This is a genomic window from Duganella sp. BJB476 (assembly GCF_003416895.1).
Lineage (GTDB): Bacteria > Pseudomonadota > Gammaproteobacteria > Burkholderiales > Burkholderiaceae_D > Rugamonas.
Map to the genome: position 1 here is coordinate 71665 of NZ_QVIO01000008.1, position 19271 is coordinate 90935.

General features: G+C 64.3%; 16 protein-coding genes and 1 tRNA gene. 8 read left to right on the forward strand and 9 right to left on the reverse strand.

Annotated elements, in window-relative coordinates; translation table 11 throughout:
- The first annotated feature begins 9 nt into the window (after nt 1–9).
- The 7 genes from D0T21_RS26145 to D0T21_RS26175 all read left to right on the forward strand — a co-directional run bounded on the left by D0T21_RS26145 (nt 10) and on the right by D0T21_RS26175 (nt 5651).
- Nucleotides 10–633 carry an outer membrane lipoprotein LolB gene (locus D0T21_RS26145; protein ID WP_116992771.1) on the forward strand — a complete coding sequence of 208 codons (624 nt, stop codon included), beginning with the start codon at nt 10–12 and terminating at the stop codon, nt 631–633.
- Between the two features lie 8 nt (nt 634–641).
- Nucleotides 642–1520 carry a 4-(cytidine 5'-diphospho)-2-C-methyl-D-erythritol kinase gene (gene ispE, locus D0T21_RS26150; protein ID WP_116992770.1) on the forward strand — a complete coding sequence of 293 codons (879 nt, stop codon included), beginning with the start codon at nt 642–644 and terminating at the stop codon, nt 1518–1520.
- 76 nt (nt 1521–1596) lie between these two features.
- Nucleotides 1597–1673: transfer RNA gene (locus tag D0T21_RS26155), tRNA-Gln, on the forward strand.
- Nucleotides 1674–1837: 164 nt separating this feature from the next.
- Nucleotides 1838–2788: a ribose-phosphate pyrophosphokinase gene (locus D0T21_RS26160; RefSeq protein WP_026334886.1), complete on the forward strand. Its 951-nt coding sequence runs from the start codon at nt 1838–1840 to the stop codon at nt 2786–2788.
- Between the two features lie 164 nt (nt 2789–2952).
- On the forward strand, nt 2953–3588 hold the full coding sequence (locus D0T21_RS26165) for a 50S ribosomal protein L25/general stress protein Ctc (RefSeq protein WP_116992769.1): 636 nt from the start codon (nt 2953–2955) through the stop codon (nt 3586–3588).
- A gap of 127 nt (nt 3589–3715) precedes the next feature.
- The gene (gene pth, locus D0T21_RS26170; protein WP_116992768.1) at nt 3716–4297 is read left to right on the forward strand and encodes an aminoacyl-tRNA hydrolase; all 582 of its coding nucleotides are present in this window, start codon (nt 3716–3718) and stop codon (nt 4295–4297) included.
- Nucleotides 4298–4346: 49 nt separating this feature from the next.
- Nucleotides 4347–5651, forward strand: coding sequence for an amidohydrolase (locus tag D0T21_RS26175; RefSeq protein WP_116992767.1), 1305 nt, complete (start codon nt 4347–4349; stop codon nt 5649–5651).
- On the opposite strand, the gene D0T21_RS26180 is transcribed toward D0T21_RS26175, so the two are convergent.
- The 3 genes from D0T21_RS26180 to D0T21_RS26190 form a co-directional block, all read right to left on the reverse strand.
- Nucleotides 5614–7014: a DUF3999 family protein gene (locus tag D0T21_RS26180; RefSeq protein WP_116992766.1), complete on the reverse strand. Its 1401-nt coding sequence runs from the start codon at nt 7012–7014 to the stop codon at nt 5614–5616. The genes D0T21_RS26175 and D0T21_RS26180 overlap by 38 nt on opposite strands.
- Entirely contained in the window at nt 7011–10226 is a 3216-nt protein-coding gene (locus D0T21_RS26185) for a DUF2339 domain-containing protein (RefSeq protein ID WP_116992765.1), read from the reverse strand. The genes D0T21_RS26180 and D0T21_RS26185 overlap by 4 nt, the downstream gene beginning before the upstream one ends.
- An 80-nt stretch (nt 10227–10306) precedes the next feature.
- The gene (locus D0T21_RS26190) at nt 10307–12133 is read right to left on the reverse strand and encodes a DUF885 family protein (protein WP_116992764.1); all 1827 of its coding nucleotides are present in this window, start codon (nt 12131–12133) and stop codon (nt 10307–10309) included.
- Nucleotides 12134–12318: 185 nt separating this feature from the next.
- Here D0T21_RS26190 and D0T21_RS26195 point away from each other — a divergent pair, with 185 nt between their 5' ends.
- Entirely contained in the window at nt 12319–13590 is a 1272-nt protein-coding gene (locus tag D0T21_RS26195; protein WP_116992763.1) for an MFS transporter, read from the forward strand.
- Nucleotide 13591: 1 nt separating this feature from the next.
- Here the strand turns inward: D0T21_RS26195 and D0T21_RS26200 are convergent, their stop codons facing one another.
- The 6 genes from D0T21_RS26200 to D0T21_RS31840 form a co-directional block, all read right to left on the reverse strand.
- On the reverse strand, nt 13592–14740 hold the full coding sequence (locus tag D0T21_RS26200) for an acyltransferase (RefSeq protein ID WP_116992762.1): 1149 nt from the start codon (nt 14738–14740) through the stop codon (nt 13592–13594).
- 2 nt (nt 14741–14742) lie between these two features.
- Nucleotides 14743–15780 (reverse strand): hypothetical protein, encoded by a 1038-nt coding sequence (locus D0T21_RS26205; protein WP_199538573.1) that lies wholly within the window; start codon nt 15778–15780, stop codon nt 14743–14745.
- A gap of 88 nt (nt 15781–15868) precedes the next feature.
- Nucleotides 15869–16870: an SUMF1/EgtB/PvdO family nonheme iron enzyme gene (locus tag D0T21_RS26210; RefSeq protein WP_116992761.1), complete on the reverse strand. Its 1002-nt coding sequence runs from the start codon at nt 16868–16870 to the stop codon at nt 15869–15871.
- Nucleotides 16871–16982: 112 nt separating this feature from the next.
- Nucleotides 16983–17750, reverse strand: a complete 768-nt coding sequence (locus D0T21_RS26215) for a LytTR family DNA-binding domain-containing protein (protein ID WP_116992760.1) — start codon at nt 17748–17750, stop codon at nt 16983–16985.
- Entirely contained in the window at nt 17747–18877 is a 1131-nt protein-coding gene (locus tag D0T21_RS26220) for a sensor histidine kinase (RefSeq protein WP_116992759.1), read from the reverse strand. The genes D0T21_RS26215 and D0T21_RS26220 overlap by 4 nt, the downstream gene beginning before the upstream one ends.
- A gap of 85 nt (nt 18878–18962) precedes the next feature.
- Nucleotides 18963–19142, reverse strand: coding sequence for a hypothetical protein (locus D0T21_RS31840; RefSeq protein WP_147328172.1), 180 nt, complete (start codon nt 19140–19142; stop codon nt 18963–18965).
- Nucleotides 19143–19271: the final 129 nt, after the last annotated feature.

Sequence of the window (19271 nt, forward strand, 5' to 3'; positions counted from 1 at the left end):
CGATACCTGATGACCTTATTCAACCTGCGCCGCCGCGCGCCCGCCGCCATGCTGGCCACCGTGTTGGCGGCTTCCGTGCTGGCCGGCTGCGCCACCACTTCCGGGCCGCGCTCGGCCGCCGTGGTCGCGCCCTACAGCGACAATATCGCGCTGGGCGGCGGCATCTCCATCCACTACAGCAAGGACGGCAAGCGCGAATCGCTGATCGGCAAGTTCACCTGGCAGCAGACCAAGGCCGACACCGACGTCAACCTGATCTCGCCGACCGGCCAGATCCTCGCCGTCATCAATGTCACGCCGGGATTGGCCACGTTGAAGCAAAGCGGCAAGGAGCCGCGCACCGCGTCCGACCTCGACAGCCTGACCGCGCAGGCGCTGGGCTGGACGCTGCCGGTCTCCGGCTTGCGCGAATGGCTGCAAGGCTACGCCACCGACGCCAGCGGCAAGCGCTTCGTCGCCTCGCCGGCCAACGACACGGTGATCACCCGCGACGGCTGGAAAGTCGAATACGCCACATGGCAAGACGACAAAGCGGCCGTACCGCAACCTAAACTCATCGACCTCACGCGCCTGGGCGCGGGGCAGGTGGATGACCTGACGATACGCATCGCCATCCGTCCGAACGCAGAATAAGCAGCACCATGACCAGTCTGAAGAATTGCCCGGCTCCGGCCAAGCTCAACCTTTTCCTGCACGTGAACGGCCGCCGCGCCGACGGCTACCATTTGCTGCAAACCGTGTTCCAGTTGATCGACCACGGCGACACGCTGCACTTCGAGCTGCGCGGCGACCACGAGATCCGCCGCGTGACCGACCTGCCCGGCGTGCCGGAAGACAGCGACCTGATTATCCGCGCCGCCCGGCTGCTGCAAGCCGAGGTGCTGCGCCGCACCGGCGCGCTGCCGGCCGGCGCGGACATCGCCATCGACAAGATCCTGCCCATGGGCGGCGGCCTGGGCGGCGGTTCGTCCGACGCGGCCACCACGCTGATGGCGTTGAACCATTTGTGGCGGGCCGGTCTAAGCAAGGAAGAGTTGATGGCGCTGGGCCTGCCGCTGGGCGCGGACATCCCGTTCTTCATCTTCGGCCAGACCTCCTTTGCCGAGGGCGTAGGGGAGGCCATGCGGCCAGTAACAGCGCCGGATTGTTGGTATGTCGTCATCGAACCGGGCGTCGCGGTGCCGACGGCAGCAATTTTTTGCTCAGAACATTTGACAAGGGATACTCCGGTCGTCATAATAACGGACTTTTCCAGCCACCTCGAAAATCGAATCGGTTTAAAAGGGTTTGGAAAGAACGACTTGCAGCAAGTAGCAACGAAGTTATTCCCGCCGGTAGCAGAGGCGATAGAATGGCTCAGTGCTTACGGTGACGCCAGGATGACTGGCTCCGGTGCTTGCGTGTTCAGTGCGGTAGCAACCGAGAACGAAGCGGATGCGGTGCTTGCAAAAGTACCGGCGAAGTGGAAGGCCTGGAAAGCAAAAGCGCTGAATCGCCACCCGATCATCGAAAAGTTGTGAGGCGGTAAAAAAATTTGGCTTAGCGTGAAAATGGCTGTAAAATACCGGCCATGTAACGACAAGCAGTCAGTTGCGTAGGGGAATCGCCAAGCTGGTTAAGGCACTGGATTTTGATTCCAGCATACCAAGGTTCGAATCCTTGTTCCCCTGCCATTCGTTTGTATCTGGACCCGTCGAGGCGCAAGCTGTCTCCGGCCAGGTAGAGCAAAGATGGCGTCGCCCCAGCGCGAACCATACCCTAAGTTCTAAGTACAGCGCCGCGCGGTTTTCGCTGGCGACTTTTCAAAAAATTTCATCGACTATCTCTGGGACTCCCAATGGCTTTCGAAAACCTGATGGTTTTTACCGGCAACGCTAATCCTGCATTGGCAGAAGGAGTCGCTAAAAATCTCGGCATCCCTCTCGGCAAGGCAAACGTTTCGAAATTCTCGGACGGCGAAGTGATGGTTGAGATTAACGAAAACGTCCGCGGTAAAGACGTGTTCGTTCTGCAATCGACTTGTGCTCCAACCAACGACAGCCTGATGGAGTTGATCCTGATGGTCGACGCCCTGAAACGCGCGTCCGCTGGCCGTATCACCGCAGCTATCCCTTACTTCGGCTATGCCCGTCAAGACCGTCGCCCACGTTCGGCGCGCGTTGCGATCTCGGCCAAAGTGGTCGCGAACATGCTGGAAGAAGCGGGCGTCGAGCGCGTCCTGATCATGGATCTGCACGCAGACCAGATCCAGGGCTTCTTCGATATCCCGGTTGACAATATTTACGCTTCGCCAATTCTGCTGGGCGACCTGCAGAAGAAGAACTACCAGGATCTGCTGGTGGTATCGCCGGACGTCGGCGGTGTGGTACGTGCGCGCGCCCTGGCAAAACGCCTGGGCTGCGACCTGGCCATCATCGACAAGCGTCGTCCTAAGGCCAACGTTTCGGAAGTGATGAACATCATCGGTGAAGTCGAAGGCCGTAACTGCGTGATCATGGATGACATGGTCGACACCGCAGGTACCCTGGTCAAGGCTGCCGAAGTGCTGAAAGAGCGCGGCGCGAAGAAAGTGATCGCGTATTGCACGCACCCAGTGCTGTCCGGCCCGGCAATCGAGCGCATCACCAATTCGTCGCTGGACGAGCTGGTCGTGACGGACACGATTCCACTGTCCGACGCGGCCAAGGCTTGCGGCAAGATCCGTCAACTGACCTGCGCACCGCTGCTGGCCGAGACGTTCAAACGCATCATCAAGGGCGATTCCGTGATCTCCCTGTTTATCGACTAAAGATAAACGATTTAGCCAGTTTTTCATGGCGCGACAGGCATAAATTGCCTGTCGCGCCTTTGCTTTTCCCGGTTTCATGAGCGCAGTCAGCTCATTTTCGAAGCACCCTGGTCGCGGGGGCTTCATAACACGGGGCGCGAGCCCTGTTATTTTTGGAGTTACACATGAAAGTTGTTGCATTCAAACGCGAATTGCAAGGTTCCGGAGCGAGCCGCCGCCTGCGCAATTCGGGCCAAACCCCTGGCATCATCTACGGCGGTACCGAAGCGCCAGTGACCATCTCCCTGGATCACAACGCCCTGTACCACGCGCTGAAAAAAGAAGCCTTCCACTCGTCGATCCTGGATCTGGAAATCGATGGCAAGACCCAGCAAGTTCTGCTGCGTGACTTCCAAGTCCACGCGTTCAAACAACTGGTTCTGCACGCTGACTTCCAGCGCGTTGACGCAAACGCCAAAGTGCACATGAAAGTGGCTCTGCACTTCGCTAACGCTGACGTGTCCCCAGCAGTCAAACTGCACGGCGCAACCATCAGCCACGTAGCTAACGAAATCGAAGTTTCGTGCCTGCCAAAAGACCTGCCAGAGTTCATCACCGTTGACCTGTCGACCATCGACGTTGGTCACTCGCTGCACATCGCTGACCTGGTTCTGCCAGCTGGCGTAACCGCGATCACCCACGGTTCGAACCTGACCATCGCTACCGCTTCGGTACCTGCTGGTCACGTAGCTGCTGAAGCCGCTGCTACCGCTGAAGCTCCAGCTGCTGACGCTAAGCCAGCCGCTAAAGCCAAGAAGTAATCACTGACGCCGCCTTCGGGCGGTTGCAGGAGAAAACCCCCGCCAGTGCTGTCATGCCGGCGGGGGTTTTTGTTTTAAAACGCTGACTTAAGCGATAATCACGTTTCTCTTTTACCGACCACACGTCATGCCTATACGTCTCATCGTCGGCCTCGGCAATCCCGGCCCCGAATACGAACAAACCCGTCACAACGCCGGCTTCTGGCTGGTGGACAACCTCGCCAACGACATCGGCGCGCGCCTGCAACGCGAGACCAAGTACAACGCGCTGATGGCCAAGGGCTCGGTCGCCGGCCAGGAAGTCTATCTGCTGGAGCCGCAGACGTATATGAACCGCTCCGGCCAGTCGGTCGGCGGCCTGTGCCGCTTCTTCAAGATCCTGCCGGACGAAGTGCTGGTCGTGCACGACGAGCTGGACCTGATGCCCGGCGCCGCGCGCCTGAAAAAAGGCGGCTCCTCGGGCGGCCACAACGGCCTGAAGGACATCACCGCCGCGCTCGGCACGCAGGACTACTGGCGGCTGCGCCTCGGCATCGGCCATCCGCGCACGCTCAGCCTGCAGCAGCAGGTGGCGGATTTCGTGCTGCACCGCCCGCGCCGCGAAGACCAGGAGTTGATCGAACAAGCCATCGACAAGTCGCTGCTGGTGATGCCGCAGATCGTCGAAGGCAAGTTCGACGCCGCCACGATGAAGTTGCATACAGCCTGATCCGCCGGTGGTATGCTGGTTTGCTTATCCCCAGACCAGGAAATCACCGATGAAGCTGCTCCCGCTTGCCGCATTATTGTGCATCCACGCCGTCCAGGCGCAGGACGCGTCCGCCGTCGCCAGCCAGATCAACGGCATGTATCCCAAGCTCGATGCGATCTACAAGGATCTGCACGCGCATCCCGAAATCGCCTTCCAGGAAGAACGCACGGCCGCCAAGCTGGCCGCCGAGATGCGCGCGATCGGCTTCGAGGTGACGGAAAAAGTCGGCAAGACCGGCGTGGTGGCCATCTACAAGAACGGCGCCGGCCCGACCGTGCTGGTGCGCACCGAGCTGGACGGCCTGCCGATGGAGGAGAAGTCCGGCTACGCCTATTCCAGCAAGGCGCATGCGCTGCTGGACGGCAAGGACACGATGGTGGCCCACAGCTGCGGCCACGACGTCCACATGACCGCCTGGCTGGGCGCGGCGCGCACGCTGGTGGCGCTGAAGTCGCAGTGGAAGGGCACGCTGATGTTCATCGGCCAGCCGGCCGAGGAAACCGTCAGCGGCGCCAAGGCCATGCTGGACGACGGCCTGTTCAAGCGCTTCCCGAAACCGGACTACGCCTTCGCGCTGCATACCTGGCCGCTGGCCCATGGCACCATCGGCTACAACAGCGGGCCGGTGTCGTCGAACTCGGACGCGATTGAAATCACCTTCAAGGGCCGCGGCGGCCACGGCTCGGCGCCGGACAAGGCGCTGGATCCGATCACCATCGCCGCCCGCTTCGTGGTCGATGTGCAGACCGTGATCAGCCGCGAGAAAGATCCCAAGGAATTCGGCGTCGTCACCATCGGCGCGATCAACGGCGGCACGGTCGGCAACATCATCCCCGACACCGTGCGCGTGCGTGGCACGATACGCTCATACAGCCCGGAAGTACGGGCGAAACTGCTGGCCGGCGTGCGCCGCGTCGCCAACGCATCGGCCGCGATGGCTGACGCGCCGGCGCCCGATGTCGAGCTGATCACCGGTGGCGCCGCCATCGACAACAGCGATGCGCTGGTCAAGCGTACCGAAGGCGTGCTGAAAAAAGCCTTCGGCGAAGCCAACGTCGCGCGCATGCCAGCGATGACGGCCAGCGAAGACTTCTCGGCCTACGTCAACGAGGGCGTGCCGGGCATGTTCTTCTTCACCGGCGTCTACGATCCGAAGGCGGTGGCCGAAGCGGCCAAGCCGGGCGGCAAGCCGATCGCCTTCAACCACTCGCCGTACTACGCGCCGGTGCCGGAGCCGTCGATCAAGACCGCCGCCCAGGCGATGACGCTGGCCGTCATGAACGTGATGGGCGCAGCAAGCGCCAAACCATAAACGCCAGCACGGCCACGCCCAGCAGCAACACGCCCCACAGCACAACCAGGCGCTGCTGGGCGGCGGTGGCTGCGGTCAGCGCCGCAGTGGCGTCCTGCGCGCCGCTGCCTTGCTGCTGCGTGGCCGGGCCGGCGCTGGCCTGTTCCAATTTCTGCAATTCTGCATCGGAGAATCCAGGCGCGACCTGGCTCAACTCGCGTACGGCCGGCGTGGCGCGCTCGCGGCCGACCGCCAGCGTGTAGGGGCCGTTGCCGTTGGCGAGGAAAATCAGCGTGGCCGGTTGCCAGCTCAATCGCAAAGCGGGCCTTGCCGTTGCTGGCGCCGTGGTCCGCAGCACCCATTGCGTCGCATGCACGGTTGGTACTTCGATGTCGCCGGAACTGCGCACCTGCTCGCCTTGCGCGATGCGGTAGAACGTCGCGCTGGTGAGCGGATCGAAGCGCCATGCCGGGCCTTGTCCTGCCTGCCTTGCGGGCAGTTCGCGATAGATGCCCAGGGTGCCGGACAGTACGACATTGGGCTCGCTGAATTGCAGTCCGGCCTTGCTCGGCGCGACGGCGGGCGGCACGGCGTAGGCCAGGTCTTGCGCCTGCCTGCCGGTTGTCGCTTGCAGCAGCAGTTGCTCGGTGGGCTGGGCGACGTCGGCATGGACCAGCTGCTCGGCCGTGATCGCGGCGAACTGGATCGGCGTGCCGCTGCGCCAGTTCAGCCGGGCGTAGCGGAAGCTGCGGGCGTCGAACTCCAGCCGGTCGTTGGACAGCGTTTGCGCATCCTGGTTGACCAGCCAGTTCAGGTCGGCGGCGCCGACGGTATCCCATTGCTTCATGTCGGCGCTGGTCTCCAGCCAGACCTGCGCGCTGTACTCGCGCTGGCCGGACGGCAGCGTGAAGCGCAGCGCGCTGACCGGTGTGGCGGCCGCGTCTTTGCCCAGGTCGAGCACCAGCCCCGCCAAGTGCGGTGGCTGGGCGGCCTTATCGCGCGCGTTGTCGGGGCGGACCTTGACGGACAGCAGGCGCCCGTCGGTGGCCGTGCTGACATCCAGGTCCAGCTGCCCGGCCGATGCGGCCGTGCTCATCAACGGGAAGATGGCCGACGGCAGGTCGCGCCGGCTGGTGCGCGTCGCCGGCGCCGGCGTGCGTAGCGCGAACGGCTGCAAGGCGCCGCTGGCGTCGAATATCCGCACGTCGTCCAGCAGCGGCGAACGCGCGTGCAGGTAGACATCCTTGGGCAGCCGCACTTGCAGCACGCCCTGTTTGGCGCTGGTGGTCAGCGGCAGCAGGTGAGTGTAGTCCTGCGGTGCGTCGCTGGCCGCCGCCGATGCGATGGTCGACGCGGCCACTGCCGCGATCAGGATGTTCTTCATGTCTTTTCCGTTTCGGTAGGGTAGGGCGCCAGATAACCGATGCCGACCATCAGCGCGCCCACGCCGACGAAGGAGACGATGCGTTCGACGCCGCCCACGTTGGACAGGTCGACCAGGAACAGCTTGGCGACCACCAGGGCCAGCAGCACCGCGCCGCCTATCCATACGGTGCGCAGCACGCGCTTGACGGCGTAGCGCATCATCAGCAGCGCTGTGATGCTCCACACCAGCGACAGCATCGCCTGCACGAATTGCGAGGCGAACATGGCGTCGAATTCGTACGGCACTTTCATGTAGTTGGAGACGGTGCGCAGCAGCGCCAGGTTGAGCCAGCCATAGCCGGCCAGCGCGGCCAGCAGCGGCAACGGCGCCACCCAGTGCGGCGGCCAGGCGGTGAGCAGGTTCCGACGCAACGTGCCGCCGGCGTCCATGTCGTGCAGCAGGCGGTAGCAGCCGTAGGCCATCAGCATGGCGAAGCAGGTCGTCAGGTCCAGCGGGTTCAGCAAAGGCACGTAGGGCAGTGGCGCCATGGCGCCGTTCTGCGACAGGTTCCAGACCGCGACCAGCAGCAGCGCCCAGCCGCAGGCCAGCGGGATCAGGCGGCGCCGATACCACGCGGCCAGCGGCGCGACCGGCCAGCCGCCGGCGCGGCTGCGCTGCATCAGCCAGCCGACGGCGGCCATCATCAGCCAGGCCGGAATGAAGCGCGCCCAGCTGGCGCTGGTCTCCCAGCCGGCGTCGGCCAGCAGCTGTGCTTCGGCGCCGCTGGCGCCGTGCAGCCAGCGCGTGATCCAGATCGCCGCGACCGGCCAGATCATCAACCACAGGCCGCCGGTGCGCACGATGTGCAGCAGTTGCAGCGGCATGTCGCGCAGCATCCAGCCGTTGGCGGGCCAGACGCGCAACAGCCATTCGCCTGTCAGCCACAGCGCGGCGTAGGCCAGCCAGACGGATGCGACGGGCAGGCGGTTGTCGAAATACAGGCCGCCCAGCATCAGTGCGCTGGCGACCAAGAGGGCGACCCAGGCCGGCGCCGTCAACACGCGCAGGCTGCGCCATTGCAGGCGGCGCGCCAGCATGACGATGGCCACGGTGCCGGCGGCGAGCAGCATGCCGTAGATGCTGGGGCCGAGGATGTCGTCGCTGGCCCATGCGCCGGTGGTGGCGATCTGGTAGCGGATCGACAGCCAGCCGGCCAGGTCGGGCAGGATCAGGGCGAACCACCACAGGCCGGCCCATAGCATCGCCAGGCGCGACAGGCCGTAGGTGGCGGTGCCGGGTTCCTGGCCATCGTGCCGCATCAGCGCCCAGCTGCTGAACAGGGCGCCGGCGCAGATCATGGCCGCGCCCAGTATCGGCCGGTCGAACAGGTCGGGTGTCGCGGAGGCCCAGTTCCATTGCGTCAGCGCCAGGATGGCCAGCATCACGCCGGCAACGGCCTGCGCGATCAAGGCGAAACCGCTGGCCAGTTGCCACGCCATCTTGCGGGCGATGAAGTACAGCGCCGCCGCCGCGACCAGTGCGCTGACCACCAGCAGGTTGGCCTGGCTGGCGCCGTCGGTGCGCAGGAAGATTTCGGTCCAGGCGCCGGCGACCAGCCAGATCGATGCGAACGCGAGGAACAGCGCCGCCAGCGCGGTAAATAATTTCGTGCCGCTGTCCTGCTGTGCGCGGAAGCGCGTCGCCATCAGGAAGGCCGTGACGGACAGCAGGATGAAGCCCAGCCACAGATTGGATTCCATGGCACTTTCCGGCGACATCCCGCTGACTGTGCCGAAGAATGACAACCAGGCGCCGGCTTGCACCAGCAGGCCGAACATCCAGGCCATTGTCTGTTTCTGGCGCAGCCCGATCCAGACGATGCCCGCGCCTTCCAGCGCCCACGCGGCGGAAGTCCAGCGGCCGTCGAGCGCGAACGGTATCGCCAGCGTGCCGAACACGATGCCCAGCGCGAGGAAAGCGTCGGTCAGCAGGGCTACCTTGTCGCGCTGGCGCAGCACGGTGGCCAGGCCGATGTAGAACAAGCCCAGCGCCAGCGCCGAATAGGCCACGCCGAATGGGTAGCCGTGCACCAGGCCAAATTGCAGGCCGAAGCCCAGCATCGGCGTGCCGAACACCAGCGTGCCGTCGACATAGTTCTTCAGCTTGACTGATTGCCGGCTTGCATACGCCAGTGGAATCGAGACGTAGAAGGCAAAGAACAGCAGCAGGAACAATTGCACCGACAGATAATTTTCCGGCGTGTAGCGCAGCACGCCCCAGGCGGTGCCGATGGCGAAGGTAAAGGCGAAGCCCAGCAGGTTCAGCGGACGCCACGAGCGCAGCATAGCCAGCGCGAACACGCCGGCGTTGAGCAGCGCGTAGTACGAGAACAGTCCGATGTGGCTGCCGCCGCCGGTGGACGCCAGGATGGGCGCGGCAAAGCCGCCGACGATGCCGAAGATGGCCAGCCACATGGCGTCTTGCAGCACCGCCAGCAGGCAGGTGAAGACGGTCAGCACGAACAGCAGCGCGAAGGCCAGCGAGCCGGGGATCAGCTGGTACAGGCGGAACGCGCCGAAGGTCACCAGCATCAGCACGGCCAGCGCCGCGCCTTGTACCGGCAGGCTGATGGCGGGACGGCTCAAGCGTATGCGCCAGGCCCAGGCCAGCAGCGCGATGTCGGCCAGCACGATGCCGGCCAGGCGAAATTCGATCGGCACCGTCACGCGGGCGGCCGTGTACTTGAGCAGGAAGCTGACGCCGATGAACAGGATCAGCAAGCCAAGCTTGGCGACCAGGTTGCCGCCGAACAGCCAGGCCTTGGCGGCCACCAGCCATCGCGGCGGCGTTGGTTCAGGCCGGGGCGCCGGCGATGGCGGTGGAGCAGGTTCGGCGGGAGCGGGCGATGGCGCTGCGGGCGCGGGTGCTTCTACCGGCGCCGGCGCTGCTACAGGCGCGGACTGCGGTGGACGTGGCGACAGGATGGTGGTCTGTATCGGCCCATAGACAGGCGTCGGTGCAGCCGGGCGCGCAGGCTGAGCTGCTTGCGGTGGCGTTTGCTGTGGTGCTTGCGGCGCGGCGGCGCGCTGCATCGTCGTTTGCATCTCGCGCAGCGCGTCCACTTCCCGCTGCAACTCCGTGGCGATCTTGCGTGCCTGCTTCGCTTCCGTGCGCGCGCGCCAGGCGACGCTCAGCGTGAACACGCCGAAGATAAACAACAGGAATTCCATTGAGCGGCTCCCTTGAGGCAATCTCGCAAAGTATCACATTTGCAACATTGCCTCAATCGGAACCCTCAATGGCGCGCCACTTATTTGCTGGCGGCGATCCAGCGGTCGACGCGCGCTTCGAGGATCGGCAGCGGCAGAGTGCCGTCGCCGATCACGACTTCATGGAATTTCTGATAGCTGAACTTGTCGCCCAACGCCTGCTGCGCGCGCGACCGCAGCTCCAGGATCTTCAGCGAGCCGATCTTGTAGCTCAGCGCCTGCGCCGGCCACACCATGTAGCGCTCGATCTGGTTCTTGGCGCGCGCTTCGCTCCAGCCCAGCGTGTCGGCCAGGTAGGCGATGGCTTGCTCGCGGCTCCAGCCCTTGGCGTGCATGCCGGTGTCCACCACCAGCCGCGCGGCGCGCAGCATTTCCGCGTTCAGGTGGCCGTAGTAGGCCACTGGATCTTCATACAAGCCCATCTCGCGACCCAGCGTTTCCGAGTACAGCGCCCAGCCCTCGGTGTAGGCCGCGCTGTTCGGATTCTCGGTGCTGAATTTGCGGAAGTCCGGCAAGTCCAGTTCCTTCAGCAGCGCCGCGTGCAGGTGGTGGCCGGGCACGCCTTCATGCAGGAACAGGCTGACCATGTCGACCCGGCTGTATTTTTTCGGATCGTTGACCACCGGCCAGAACACGCCCGGATGCGAGCCATCGGCCGCCGACGGCGTGTAGTGGTCGGACGCGGTGGCGCGCGTCAGCTCGGGCTCCAGGTGCAGCTCCAGCTTGGCTTTCGGAATCAGGCTGAAGTAGGTCGGCAGCTTGGTTTGCACGGTCGCGTAAATTTCGCGATAGGCGTCCAGCACCTGCTCGTCGGTGGTGAAGATCTTGAATTTTTCCTGCGCCGCCACCCACTGCGGCAATTGTTTTTCCGGACCGTCATAGCCCAGCTTGGGGCCGAGCGCGGCCAGCTGCTGCTGGATGCGCGCCACTTCCTTCAAACCCAGCGCGTGCACCGCGTCCGGCGTCAGTGGCAGGTTGGTGCTGTCCTTGATGCGGGCGGCGTACCAGGCGGCGCCGTTCGGCAGCGCGCCCCAGCCGGTGCTGGCGCGGCTGGCCGGCAGGTATTCATTTTCCAGGAAGCTGACCAGGCGGTTCAATGCCGGCGCGATCTTGGCGTCGACCGTGTTCAGGTAGGCGGCCGTCAGTTTTTTCTTGTCGGCGTCGGAGAAGCCGGCCGGGAAGCGCGTCACCGGCGAGTAGTAGATGCTGGTTTCCGGCGTCGCGCTGCGCAGGTTCTGGAACTGCGGCAGCATCGCCACCGTGATCGCCTTCGGCTGCACGATGCCGGCGCGCATGCCCAGCTTCATGTTGGCGATGGCCTGGTCTATCCATGTCGGCAACTGGTTCAGGCGGCTCAGGTAGGCCTGGTATTGCTTGACCGTGCCCAGCGGCTGCGAGCCGTTGCCGTCGGCGTAGTTGGCCAGCGTGCTGGGCACGTTGTCGAGCTGGTTCAGCGGCAGCAGGTGTTCCGGGAAGGACTCCAGCTGCATCGCGTTGTTGAGTTCGTAGGACAGCAGGTCGTAGGTCAGCTGCTCCTGCTGGCCGAGCTGGTCGCGGCGCACCGTCATCAGCTGCTTCTGCATCTGGCGGTACAGCGTGAACTGCTGCGCGCGCACCTTGGGCGAGATGGCCAGGCCGAGCTGGTCGTCATAACGGCCGTCGCCGTTGGCGGTGGCGAACAGCAGCGGATCGAATTTGCAGCGCGCCGTGTGGAAGGCCGCCGCCAGCTTGGCCAGCTGCTTCTGGGCTTGCCCGGCTTGCTGAGTCTGCACTGGTTTGGCGGCTGCCGTGATGGGCGGCGCGCCCAACAGCAAAGCGGCAATCAGGGTGGAAGTGGTCAGCGCGGCAAGCGGGCGGGCAGATGGCATGGGTGTCCTCGATGTGGAGATGGATTTTCGCCCAGCAGTCTAGCATTTGTCGCTGCGGTTTACTCATCGCCGGAAAAATTGCGTATTCTATGCTTGCCGCGAACCGGCTACCCATAAAAATGCTAACAATAGCGAGACCACACATGCAGACAAAAGATAACGCAGCAGCCATCGCCAGCCCCGGCATGGACCACAGCGCCACACCCGCCCGACCGCTTACCCGCCAGGATTACAAGACCCTGTCGCTGGCCGCCCTGGGCGGTGCGCTGGAGTTCTACGATTTCGTTATTTTTGTCTTCTTCACCGCCGTGATCGGCAAGCTGTTCTTCCCGCCGTCGATGCCGGGCTGGCTGAGCATGCTGCAAACCTTCGGCATCTTCGCCGCCGGCTATGTGGTGCGTCCGCTGGGCGGCATCATCATGGCGCACTTCGGCGATCTGTTTGGCCGGAAAAAAATGTTCACCATGTCCATCCTGCTGATGGCGGTGCCGACGCTGCTGATGGGCATGCTGCCGACCTACGCCAGCATCGGCCTGGCGGCTCCCATGCTGCTGTTGCTGCTGCGCGTGATGCAGGGCGCGGCCGTGGGCGGCGAGGTGCCGGGCGCTTGGGTGTTTGTGTCCGAGCACGTGCCGGCGCGCCATATCGGCTATGCCTGCGGCACGCTGACGGCCGGCCTGACCGCCGGCATCTTGCTGGGCTCGGTGGTCGCCACCGGCATCAACACCGCCTTCACGCCGGAGCAGGTGGCCGATGGCGCCTGGCGTTTGCCGTTCCTGCTGGGCGGCTTCTTCGGCCTGGGCGCGATGTACCTGCGCCGCTGGCTGCATGAGACGCCGGTCTTCGCCGAGCTGCAGCAGCGCAAGGCGCTGGCCGCCGAGATGCCGCTCAAGACCGTGCTGCGCAATCATCGCGGCGCGGTGGTGGTGTCGATGCTGCTGACGTGGATGCTGTCGGCCGCCATCGTCGTGGTCATCCTGATGACGCCGACCTTGCTGCAAAAGATATACCGCTTCGATCCGCATACCTCGCTGGTGGCGAACACGCTGGCGACGCTGTGCCTGTCCATCGGTTGCCTGGTGGCGGGCGTGCTGGCCGACCGCATCGGCGCGCGCACCACCTTGTTCGGCGGCGCCTTGCTGCTGGCGATCAGCACTTACGTGTTCTACACCACGCTGCATGCGCGGCCGGATCTGCTGTTGCCCTTGTATGGGCTGGTCGGCTTCACGGTCGGCGTGGTGGGCGCCGTGCCTTGCGTGCTGGTCAAGGCGTTCCCGGCGCAGGTGCGCTTCTCGGGCCTGTCGTTCTCGTATAACGTGGCGTACGCCATCTTTGGCGGCCTGACGCCGGTGGTGGTGGCGTTGATGCTGAAGAATAATCCGCTGGCGCCGGCCTACTATGTCATCGCCGTGAGCGTGCTCGGCATGATTACCGCGCTGTTCGTCAAGGAGCGTTGAGTCAGGTAGCGACGGGGCGGTCGAAGGATCGCCGCCGGTCGCGCAGCAGCAGGAACGGTTTTTCCAGCGCGACGTGCAGCAGCCACGCGGCGGCCCAGGACATGGCGCCGTAGATCGCCAGGAACAGCAGACTGCCCAAGACGGGCGCCTGCTGCGTTCCGCCGAGCAGGGCCTGGCATACTTTTGTGGCAGGTCCGATCAGCGGATAGTGCACCAGATACAGCGCATAGGACAGCCTGGCGATGTAGCGCAGCGGACGCGCGGCGCCGAACGAAGGCAGCTGCGCATTGACGGCCAGGCCGCAGCGCACCAGCAGCGCAAACAGCATGGACGACAGCGCGATGATCCAGCAGACCGTCGGCCAGTCGCCCTGTGTCAGCCAATCCCTATACGTCAGCAGCAACAGCGGTGGCATCGCCAACGCCAGGAACAGCGCGCGTGGCGCGCGCCCCGTACCCGATGCGCCATGCTGGACGGCGACCAGCACGCCCGCCAGGATGCCCAGCACGGCATGGTGAAACGGTGCGCGTATCGCCCAGAAGAAGGCAGGGTAATCGCCCGGTGTGATGCCGTGTGCGCTGTTTTGCATCGACCAGCATAGCCCTCCCATCACCGCCGCCAGCAGCATGCAGGCGGAGCGGGCGCCCATCCGCGTCAGCAGGAACAGCAGCAACGGCGTGGCCAGGTAAAACTTTTCTTCCACCGCCAGCGACCACAGCGTGACCATGACATCCGAGCCCAGGTAATCCTGCATGAACAACAGGTGTGTGGCGAAGGACAGGCTGGAGAATTCCGCACCCAGCGTCCACGGCGCGGCCAGCCAGCACAGCAGGATCACGCCCCAGTACAGCGGCAGTGTGCGGAAGGCGCGGCGGCGGTAGAAGTCCATCACCGAGGCGCGCTCGAACGGCGCGGCATGCGGTCCGGCGAAGTGGCTGCCGATCAGGAAACCGCTGAGCACAAAGAACAGGTCGACGCCGACCCAGCCATTGGCCGACAGCACCGCCAGCGGACCACCGGGCACGACGCCGAACGTGGCCTGTGACGCGACCGCCCAATGCCGCGCCAGCACCAGCAGGATCGCCACGGCGCGCAATGCGTCGAGGACAGGGTAGCGGCCCGGCTTGCCGGCCAGTCCGGTGCTCGACATGGTCAGACTATCTTCAGCGCGCTCTGGACATCGCGCTTGCGCAATTTCCAGATGATCGAGTCAACGATGTAGTGATGAAAATTGATGCCCTGGTAGGCGATCACCACCAGCGGCACCAGCGTGTAGTTGGCGAAGTAGGCATTGGACATATCGATGGACCGGTACACCACGCCGGTCAGCGCCAGGCAGGCCATCAGGTAGAGCGGCCAGCGGCCTTCCTGGCTGAGCCAGGACAGCGCCCGCTGCTCGGGGTTGACGCCGCCCTTGAACTGGTTGGAATTGAACAGCCACACAAAGGCGATGTACTGAGCGTTGTGCCAGACGTTGATGACCAGCCAGCCGCTGGTGATGTCGTGGATGGCGACATACGACACCAGGTAGATCATGTAGTGCGAGCACAGGTAGGCGAAATGCAGCCGGCCCAGCGTACCGTCGCGCAGCGCGCGCACCTGCGCCGCCAGCCACCACGCCAGGCAGGCGGCCGCCGCCGCCATCGTGGCCAGGGCCAGCCATTGCGGAACCGGCAGCTTCCACACTTCCATCCCCAGGAAGGTCGAGTCCGGGCGCGCGCTCATCATCAGGAAGGCGGCGGCCGGCACCAGATAAAAGGTGATGCGGTTGAACACGGGATTGCCGGCCTGGACGCTGCGCGTCTTCATGCCGTAGGCCTTGTTGATGCCTTCGCTTTGCCGCGTGTAGTGATACCACTGCCAGTGCATGTACAGCGTGGCGACCGCCGCCACGCCGCCCCAGCCGATCAGCAGATAGACGCCGGCAAACACCGCCACCGGCAAAGGCAGCAACAGCGCCCAGTGCTGGCGGGCCGACTTCAGGTCGAACAGCAGGCGGGTGTAGGTGGAAATGACATGGTGATAACCCAGCAAGGCCAGGTCCAGCGAAATGATCAGCATGAAGTAATGGGGGAAGCCGAGCGCCAGCGCACCCACAGCCAGCGCGAGCAGGGGAATGCCCAGCACGAACAGGCGATCGAATCGCCTGCTGCGCATATAGATCGGTGCCGTCTCGGCGATTGCTGGCATGGCGTGGACTCCTGCGGATAGCACTGTCTGTATGATAGTGCTATACGGCAATAAGTCCACTATTCCTTTTGTGCGGTGTTGCGCGGGTTTATTTTGCGCGGCGGCTGCGTTCGGCCGCCTGCGCTTTCGCCAGGCCGGCGTCGAAGGTGTTCGCGCCGCCATCCTTAACCGTTTCGCCGCTGACATCCTCGGCGATGCGGAAGCCTTCACCCACGCTGCTGCGGTTGTCCGTTCCTGCATGGGCGCGGAAGGTCGGGCTGGCGCCGGCCGGGCCGCTGTTGTAGTTGCCGCCGCGATGGATGACCATGGTCGAGCCGTGGAATAGTTCGCAGCCGGTGGTCCAGGGCGCGCCGTTGTCAGGGGCGCCCTGGTAGCTCAGGTGCTGGCAATCCTCGACCAGTTCGCCTACGTTGCCCAGCATGTCGTACAGGCCATAGGCATTCGCCTGGTACATGCCGACCACCGTGGTCAACTCCGCCTGGTCGTCGCAGGCGATTTCCTTCCTGTCCTTGCCGGTGATGCGCGTAATGGCGGTCTTGCCGCTGCGGTCATAAACATTGGCGTATTGGCACAGTGCGGCCGGATCGTCGCCGTAAGGATAACGGCTGCTGGCGCCGGCGCGCGCCGCGTATTCCCATTCCGCTTCGCTGGGCAGGCGGAAGTGGCGCCCGGTTTGCTTCGACAGCCATTGCAGGTAGGCGTGGGCGTCGTCCCAGCTGACGCACATGACCGGATGGTAGTCGCTTGGCGCGTTGACGGCGGCGTTCCAACCGGCCTTGCCGCTGTCCATGCCCCAGTCGTTGGCCGCCAGCTTCCAGCAATCGCCGTCGGCCTTGTAGCCGGTGGCTTCGATAAACTGGCGGAATTGCCCAACCGTGGTTTCGTAGCGGGACAGCCGGTAGCTCTTGATGTTGACGGTGTGCAGCGGTTCCGATGCCGGATAGTCATCGTTCTTCGGATTGGCGGTGCTGCCCATGACGAATTCGCCGCCCTTGAGCGTGACCATGGAGGGCGTGAGCAGAGAATCGGTGGCCGCGAACAGCGGGCAGCTCAACATCAGCATCGACAACAGCGAAATGGTTTTTTTCATTGCAGGGTCCTGTAGGATCAATGTTTGCGGGAATGCAAAGATCCCACAGGGTCCGCGCCGACGGCAGTGGCAAGCGACGAATCGACGGCCGCGCCGACCAATCGCCAGCCGCCTACATTGCCCGGAACAGGTGGACGTAGGCGCGGCTGACGCGCAACTCGCGCGCATGGCCCTTGATGCGCAGGAACAGGCGGCTGCTTTCATCGCGCCGGGTGCCGGCCAGGTAGTCCAGGTTGACCAGCGTCGAGCGGTGCACCTGCCAGAACTGCTCGGGATCGAGCTGCTCGGACAGCTCGACGATGGTGGTGCGGATCAGGTACTCGCCGCCGGTGGTTTGCACCACGGTGTACTTGTCGTCGGCATGAAAGTACAGGATGTCGCTGACGGCGATCTGATGAACAAACTCGCCCTGGCCGGCGCGCACGAAACGCAGCCGCGCCGGCGCCGCCGGTCTGCGCGTCAATTGGTGTAGCGCTTGCGACAGGCGCGCATCGGGCTGCGCGCTGCGGCCGGCCGCCTGCAAGGCCAGCGTGGCCTTGACCCGTTCGATCATCTGCGCCAGCCGGTCGGTCTTCAGGGGTTTGAGCAGGTAGTCGAGCGCGCAATGGTCGAAGGCCTGCACCGCGTAGGTGTCGAAGGCGGTGACGAATACCACGCGGGTGTCGCCTTCGATGCCCTGCGCCACTTCCAGCCCGCTCAGGCCCGGCATCTGGATGTCGAGGAAGGCCAGGTCCGGCTCCAGTTCCTCGATGCGTGCGGCCGCCTCCACGCCGTTGCGGGCGATGTGCACGATCTCCAGTTCCGGCCACAGCAGTTCCAGCTGCTCCTTCAGGTACAGCGCCAGGTGCGGTTCGTCGTCGGCGATCAGCGCGCGCGTCATGCCAGCGTCCGGTATGGGATGGACAGCGAGGCTTGCATGCCCACGGTCTGCGGCGCCAGCGTCAGCGCAGCCTTGCCGCCGTAGCGGGTGCGCAGCCGTTCGTGGATATTGGGCAGGGCCATGCCGCTGCCGCGCTTGCGCGGACGGCGCGGGCCGTCCAGGCCGAGTCCGTCGTCGTCGACGCGGATGTCGAGCTGGCCATCGGCGACGTGCGCGCGGATGCGGATGCTGCCGCCTTCGATTTTCGGCTCCAGTCCGTGTTCGATGGCGTTTTCCACCAGCGGTTGCAGCAGCAGGGTGGGCAAGGCCGCAGCCAGGGCTTCGTCGCTGGCGTCGATCTCGAAGCGCAGCCGGTCTTCCATGCGGATCTGCAGCAGCGTCAGGTAGCTGCGCACCATCGCCAGTTCCGCCGCCAGCGTGCTGTCGGTGTGGCGCAGCTGGCTCAGGCTGGCGCGCAGATAGTCGGTGAAGGTTTCCAGCATCAGCCGGGCGCGCGGCGTGTCGCGCTCGAGCAGGCTTTGCACATTGGCCAGCGTGTTGAACAGGAAGTGCGGTTCGATCTGCGCCTGGAGCAGGCGCAGCTGGGCTTCCATCGCCTGGTGCAGCAGCCGGTCCTGCCTGACCCGCAGGCGCCACCAGAACCAGTTGGCCGCCGCCACCACCATGACGAAGGCGAGGAATTCGGTCTGGGCCACGCTGTGGCTCATGAAACTGTCCCAGGCATTCCAGCCGCTGAGCCAGGTGTACAAGCTCAGGCTGAACGCGGCGCCGAACACGACGCCGCCGACGGCGATGGCGTTGATGACCAGCGCGGCGCGCCAGTCGGCCGCCTCGGACATCCGCTCGATGGTGGCGGCCGGCAGCAGCTTTTCGACGGCGCGGGTGATCGCGAGCATGCTGTAGGCCACGCACAGGCAGATGAACAGGTTGAACAGCAGCGACGCGCGCCACCAGCCGGGGTCGCTCACCCGGCCGGTCAGCAGGCCGTTAATCAGCATCATGCAGAAGCCGATCGGCAGCGCCAAAGCGGCGCCGACCGCCAGTTGCGCCCAGAGCGGCTCCTGGCGTTGCTTTTTAAGCATCCAGAACGAGCGCCAGGCCAGTTGGAAGGGGGAGCTAGTATTCATGGCGGCAATTGTAGCTGCGAAGAACGGCCGGGCAGGGCGGAATGCGACGGATCGACAGGATTGCCGACAGAATGCAAGTTTCGATTTATTCTGCAAGACGCGATCGTTTCTTGGCTACGGCAACCGCCTTTTTTGCCGGGACCTTCGCAGCGATTCCCCTCGCAGGCGCAATCATCTCTTCTGTTTTTTCATGAGAAAGCGCGGCAATTTTTTTTTGACGGTTGGCCGGTAGTTTTTTGATGACATCGTCCAGATTTCTTCCCACAGCAATCCCCTATACCTTTCTCCTGGTGTTTTTTTTGCTTGCGCTTTCGTGGCCTAGGTCGCTTCGGCGGTTTTCAGGACTTCTGAGATTGAGTCAATTATCATTCCCTAGTGATATCACGGCAAGATG

Coding starts and splice junctions, on each gene's coding strand:
- D0T21_RS26145 (WP_116992771.1), top strand. CDS start 10: ATGACCTTATTCAACCTGCGCCGCCGCGCGCCCGCCGCCATGCTGGCC.
- ispE (WP_116992770.1), top strand. CDS start 642: ATGACCAGTCTGAAGAATTGCCCGGCTCCGGCCAAGCTCAACCTTTTC.
- D0T21_RS26160 (WP_026334886.1), top strand. CDS start 1,838: ATGGCTTTCGAAAACCTGATGGTTTTTACCGGCAACGCTAATCCTGCA.
- D0T21_RS26165 (WP_116992769.1), top strand. CDS start 2,953: ATGAAAGTTGTTGCATTCAAACGCGAATTGCAAGGTTCCGGAGCGAGC.
- pth (WP_116992768.1), top strand. CDS start 3,716: ATGCCTATACGTCTCATCGTCGGCCTCGGCAATCCCGGCCCCGAATAC.
- D0T21_RS26175 (WP_116992767.1), top strand. CDS start 4,347: ATGAAGCTGCTCCCGCTTGCCGCATTATTGTGCATCCACGCCGTCCAG.
- D0T21_RS26180 (WP_116992766.1), bottom strand. CDS start 7,014: ATGAAGAACATCCTGATCGCGGCAGTGGCCGCGTCGACCATCGCATCG.
- D0T21_RS26185 (WP_116992765.1), bottom strand. CDS start 10,226: ATGGAATTCCTGTTGTTTATCTTCGGCGTGTTCACGCTGAGCGTCGCC.
- D0T21_RS26190 (WP_116992764.1), bottom strand. CDS start 12,133: ATGCCATCTGCCCGCCCGCTTGCCGCGCTGACCACTTCCACCCTGATT.
- D0T21_RS26195 (WP_116992763.1), top strand. CDS start 12,319: ATGGACCACAGCGCCACACCCGCCCGACCGCTTACCCGCCAGGATTAC.
- D0T21_RS26200 (WP_116992762.1), bottom strand. CDS start 14,740: ATGTCGAGCACCGGACTGGCCGGCAAGCCGGGCCGCTACCCTGTCCTC.
- D0T21_RS26205 (WP_199538573.1), bottom strand. CDS start 15,780: ATGCCAGCAATCGCCGAGACGGCACCGATCTATATGCGCAGCAGGCGA.
- D0T21_RS26210 (WP_116992761.1), bottom strand. CDS start 16,870: ATGAAAAAAACCATTTCGCTGTTGTCGATGCTGATGTTGAGCTGCCCG.
- D0T21_RS26215 (WP_116992760.1), bottom strand. CDS start 17,750: ATGACGCGCGCGCTGATCGCCGACGACGAACCGCACCTGGCGCTGTAC.
- D0T21_RS26220 (WP_116992759.1), bottom strand. CDS start 18,877: ATGAATACTAGCTCCCCCTTCCAACTGGCCTGGCGCTCGTTCTGGATG.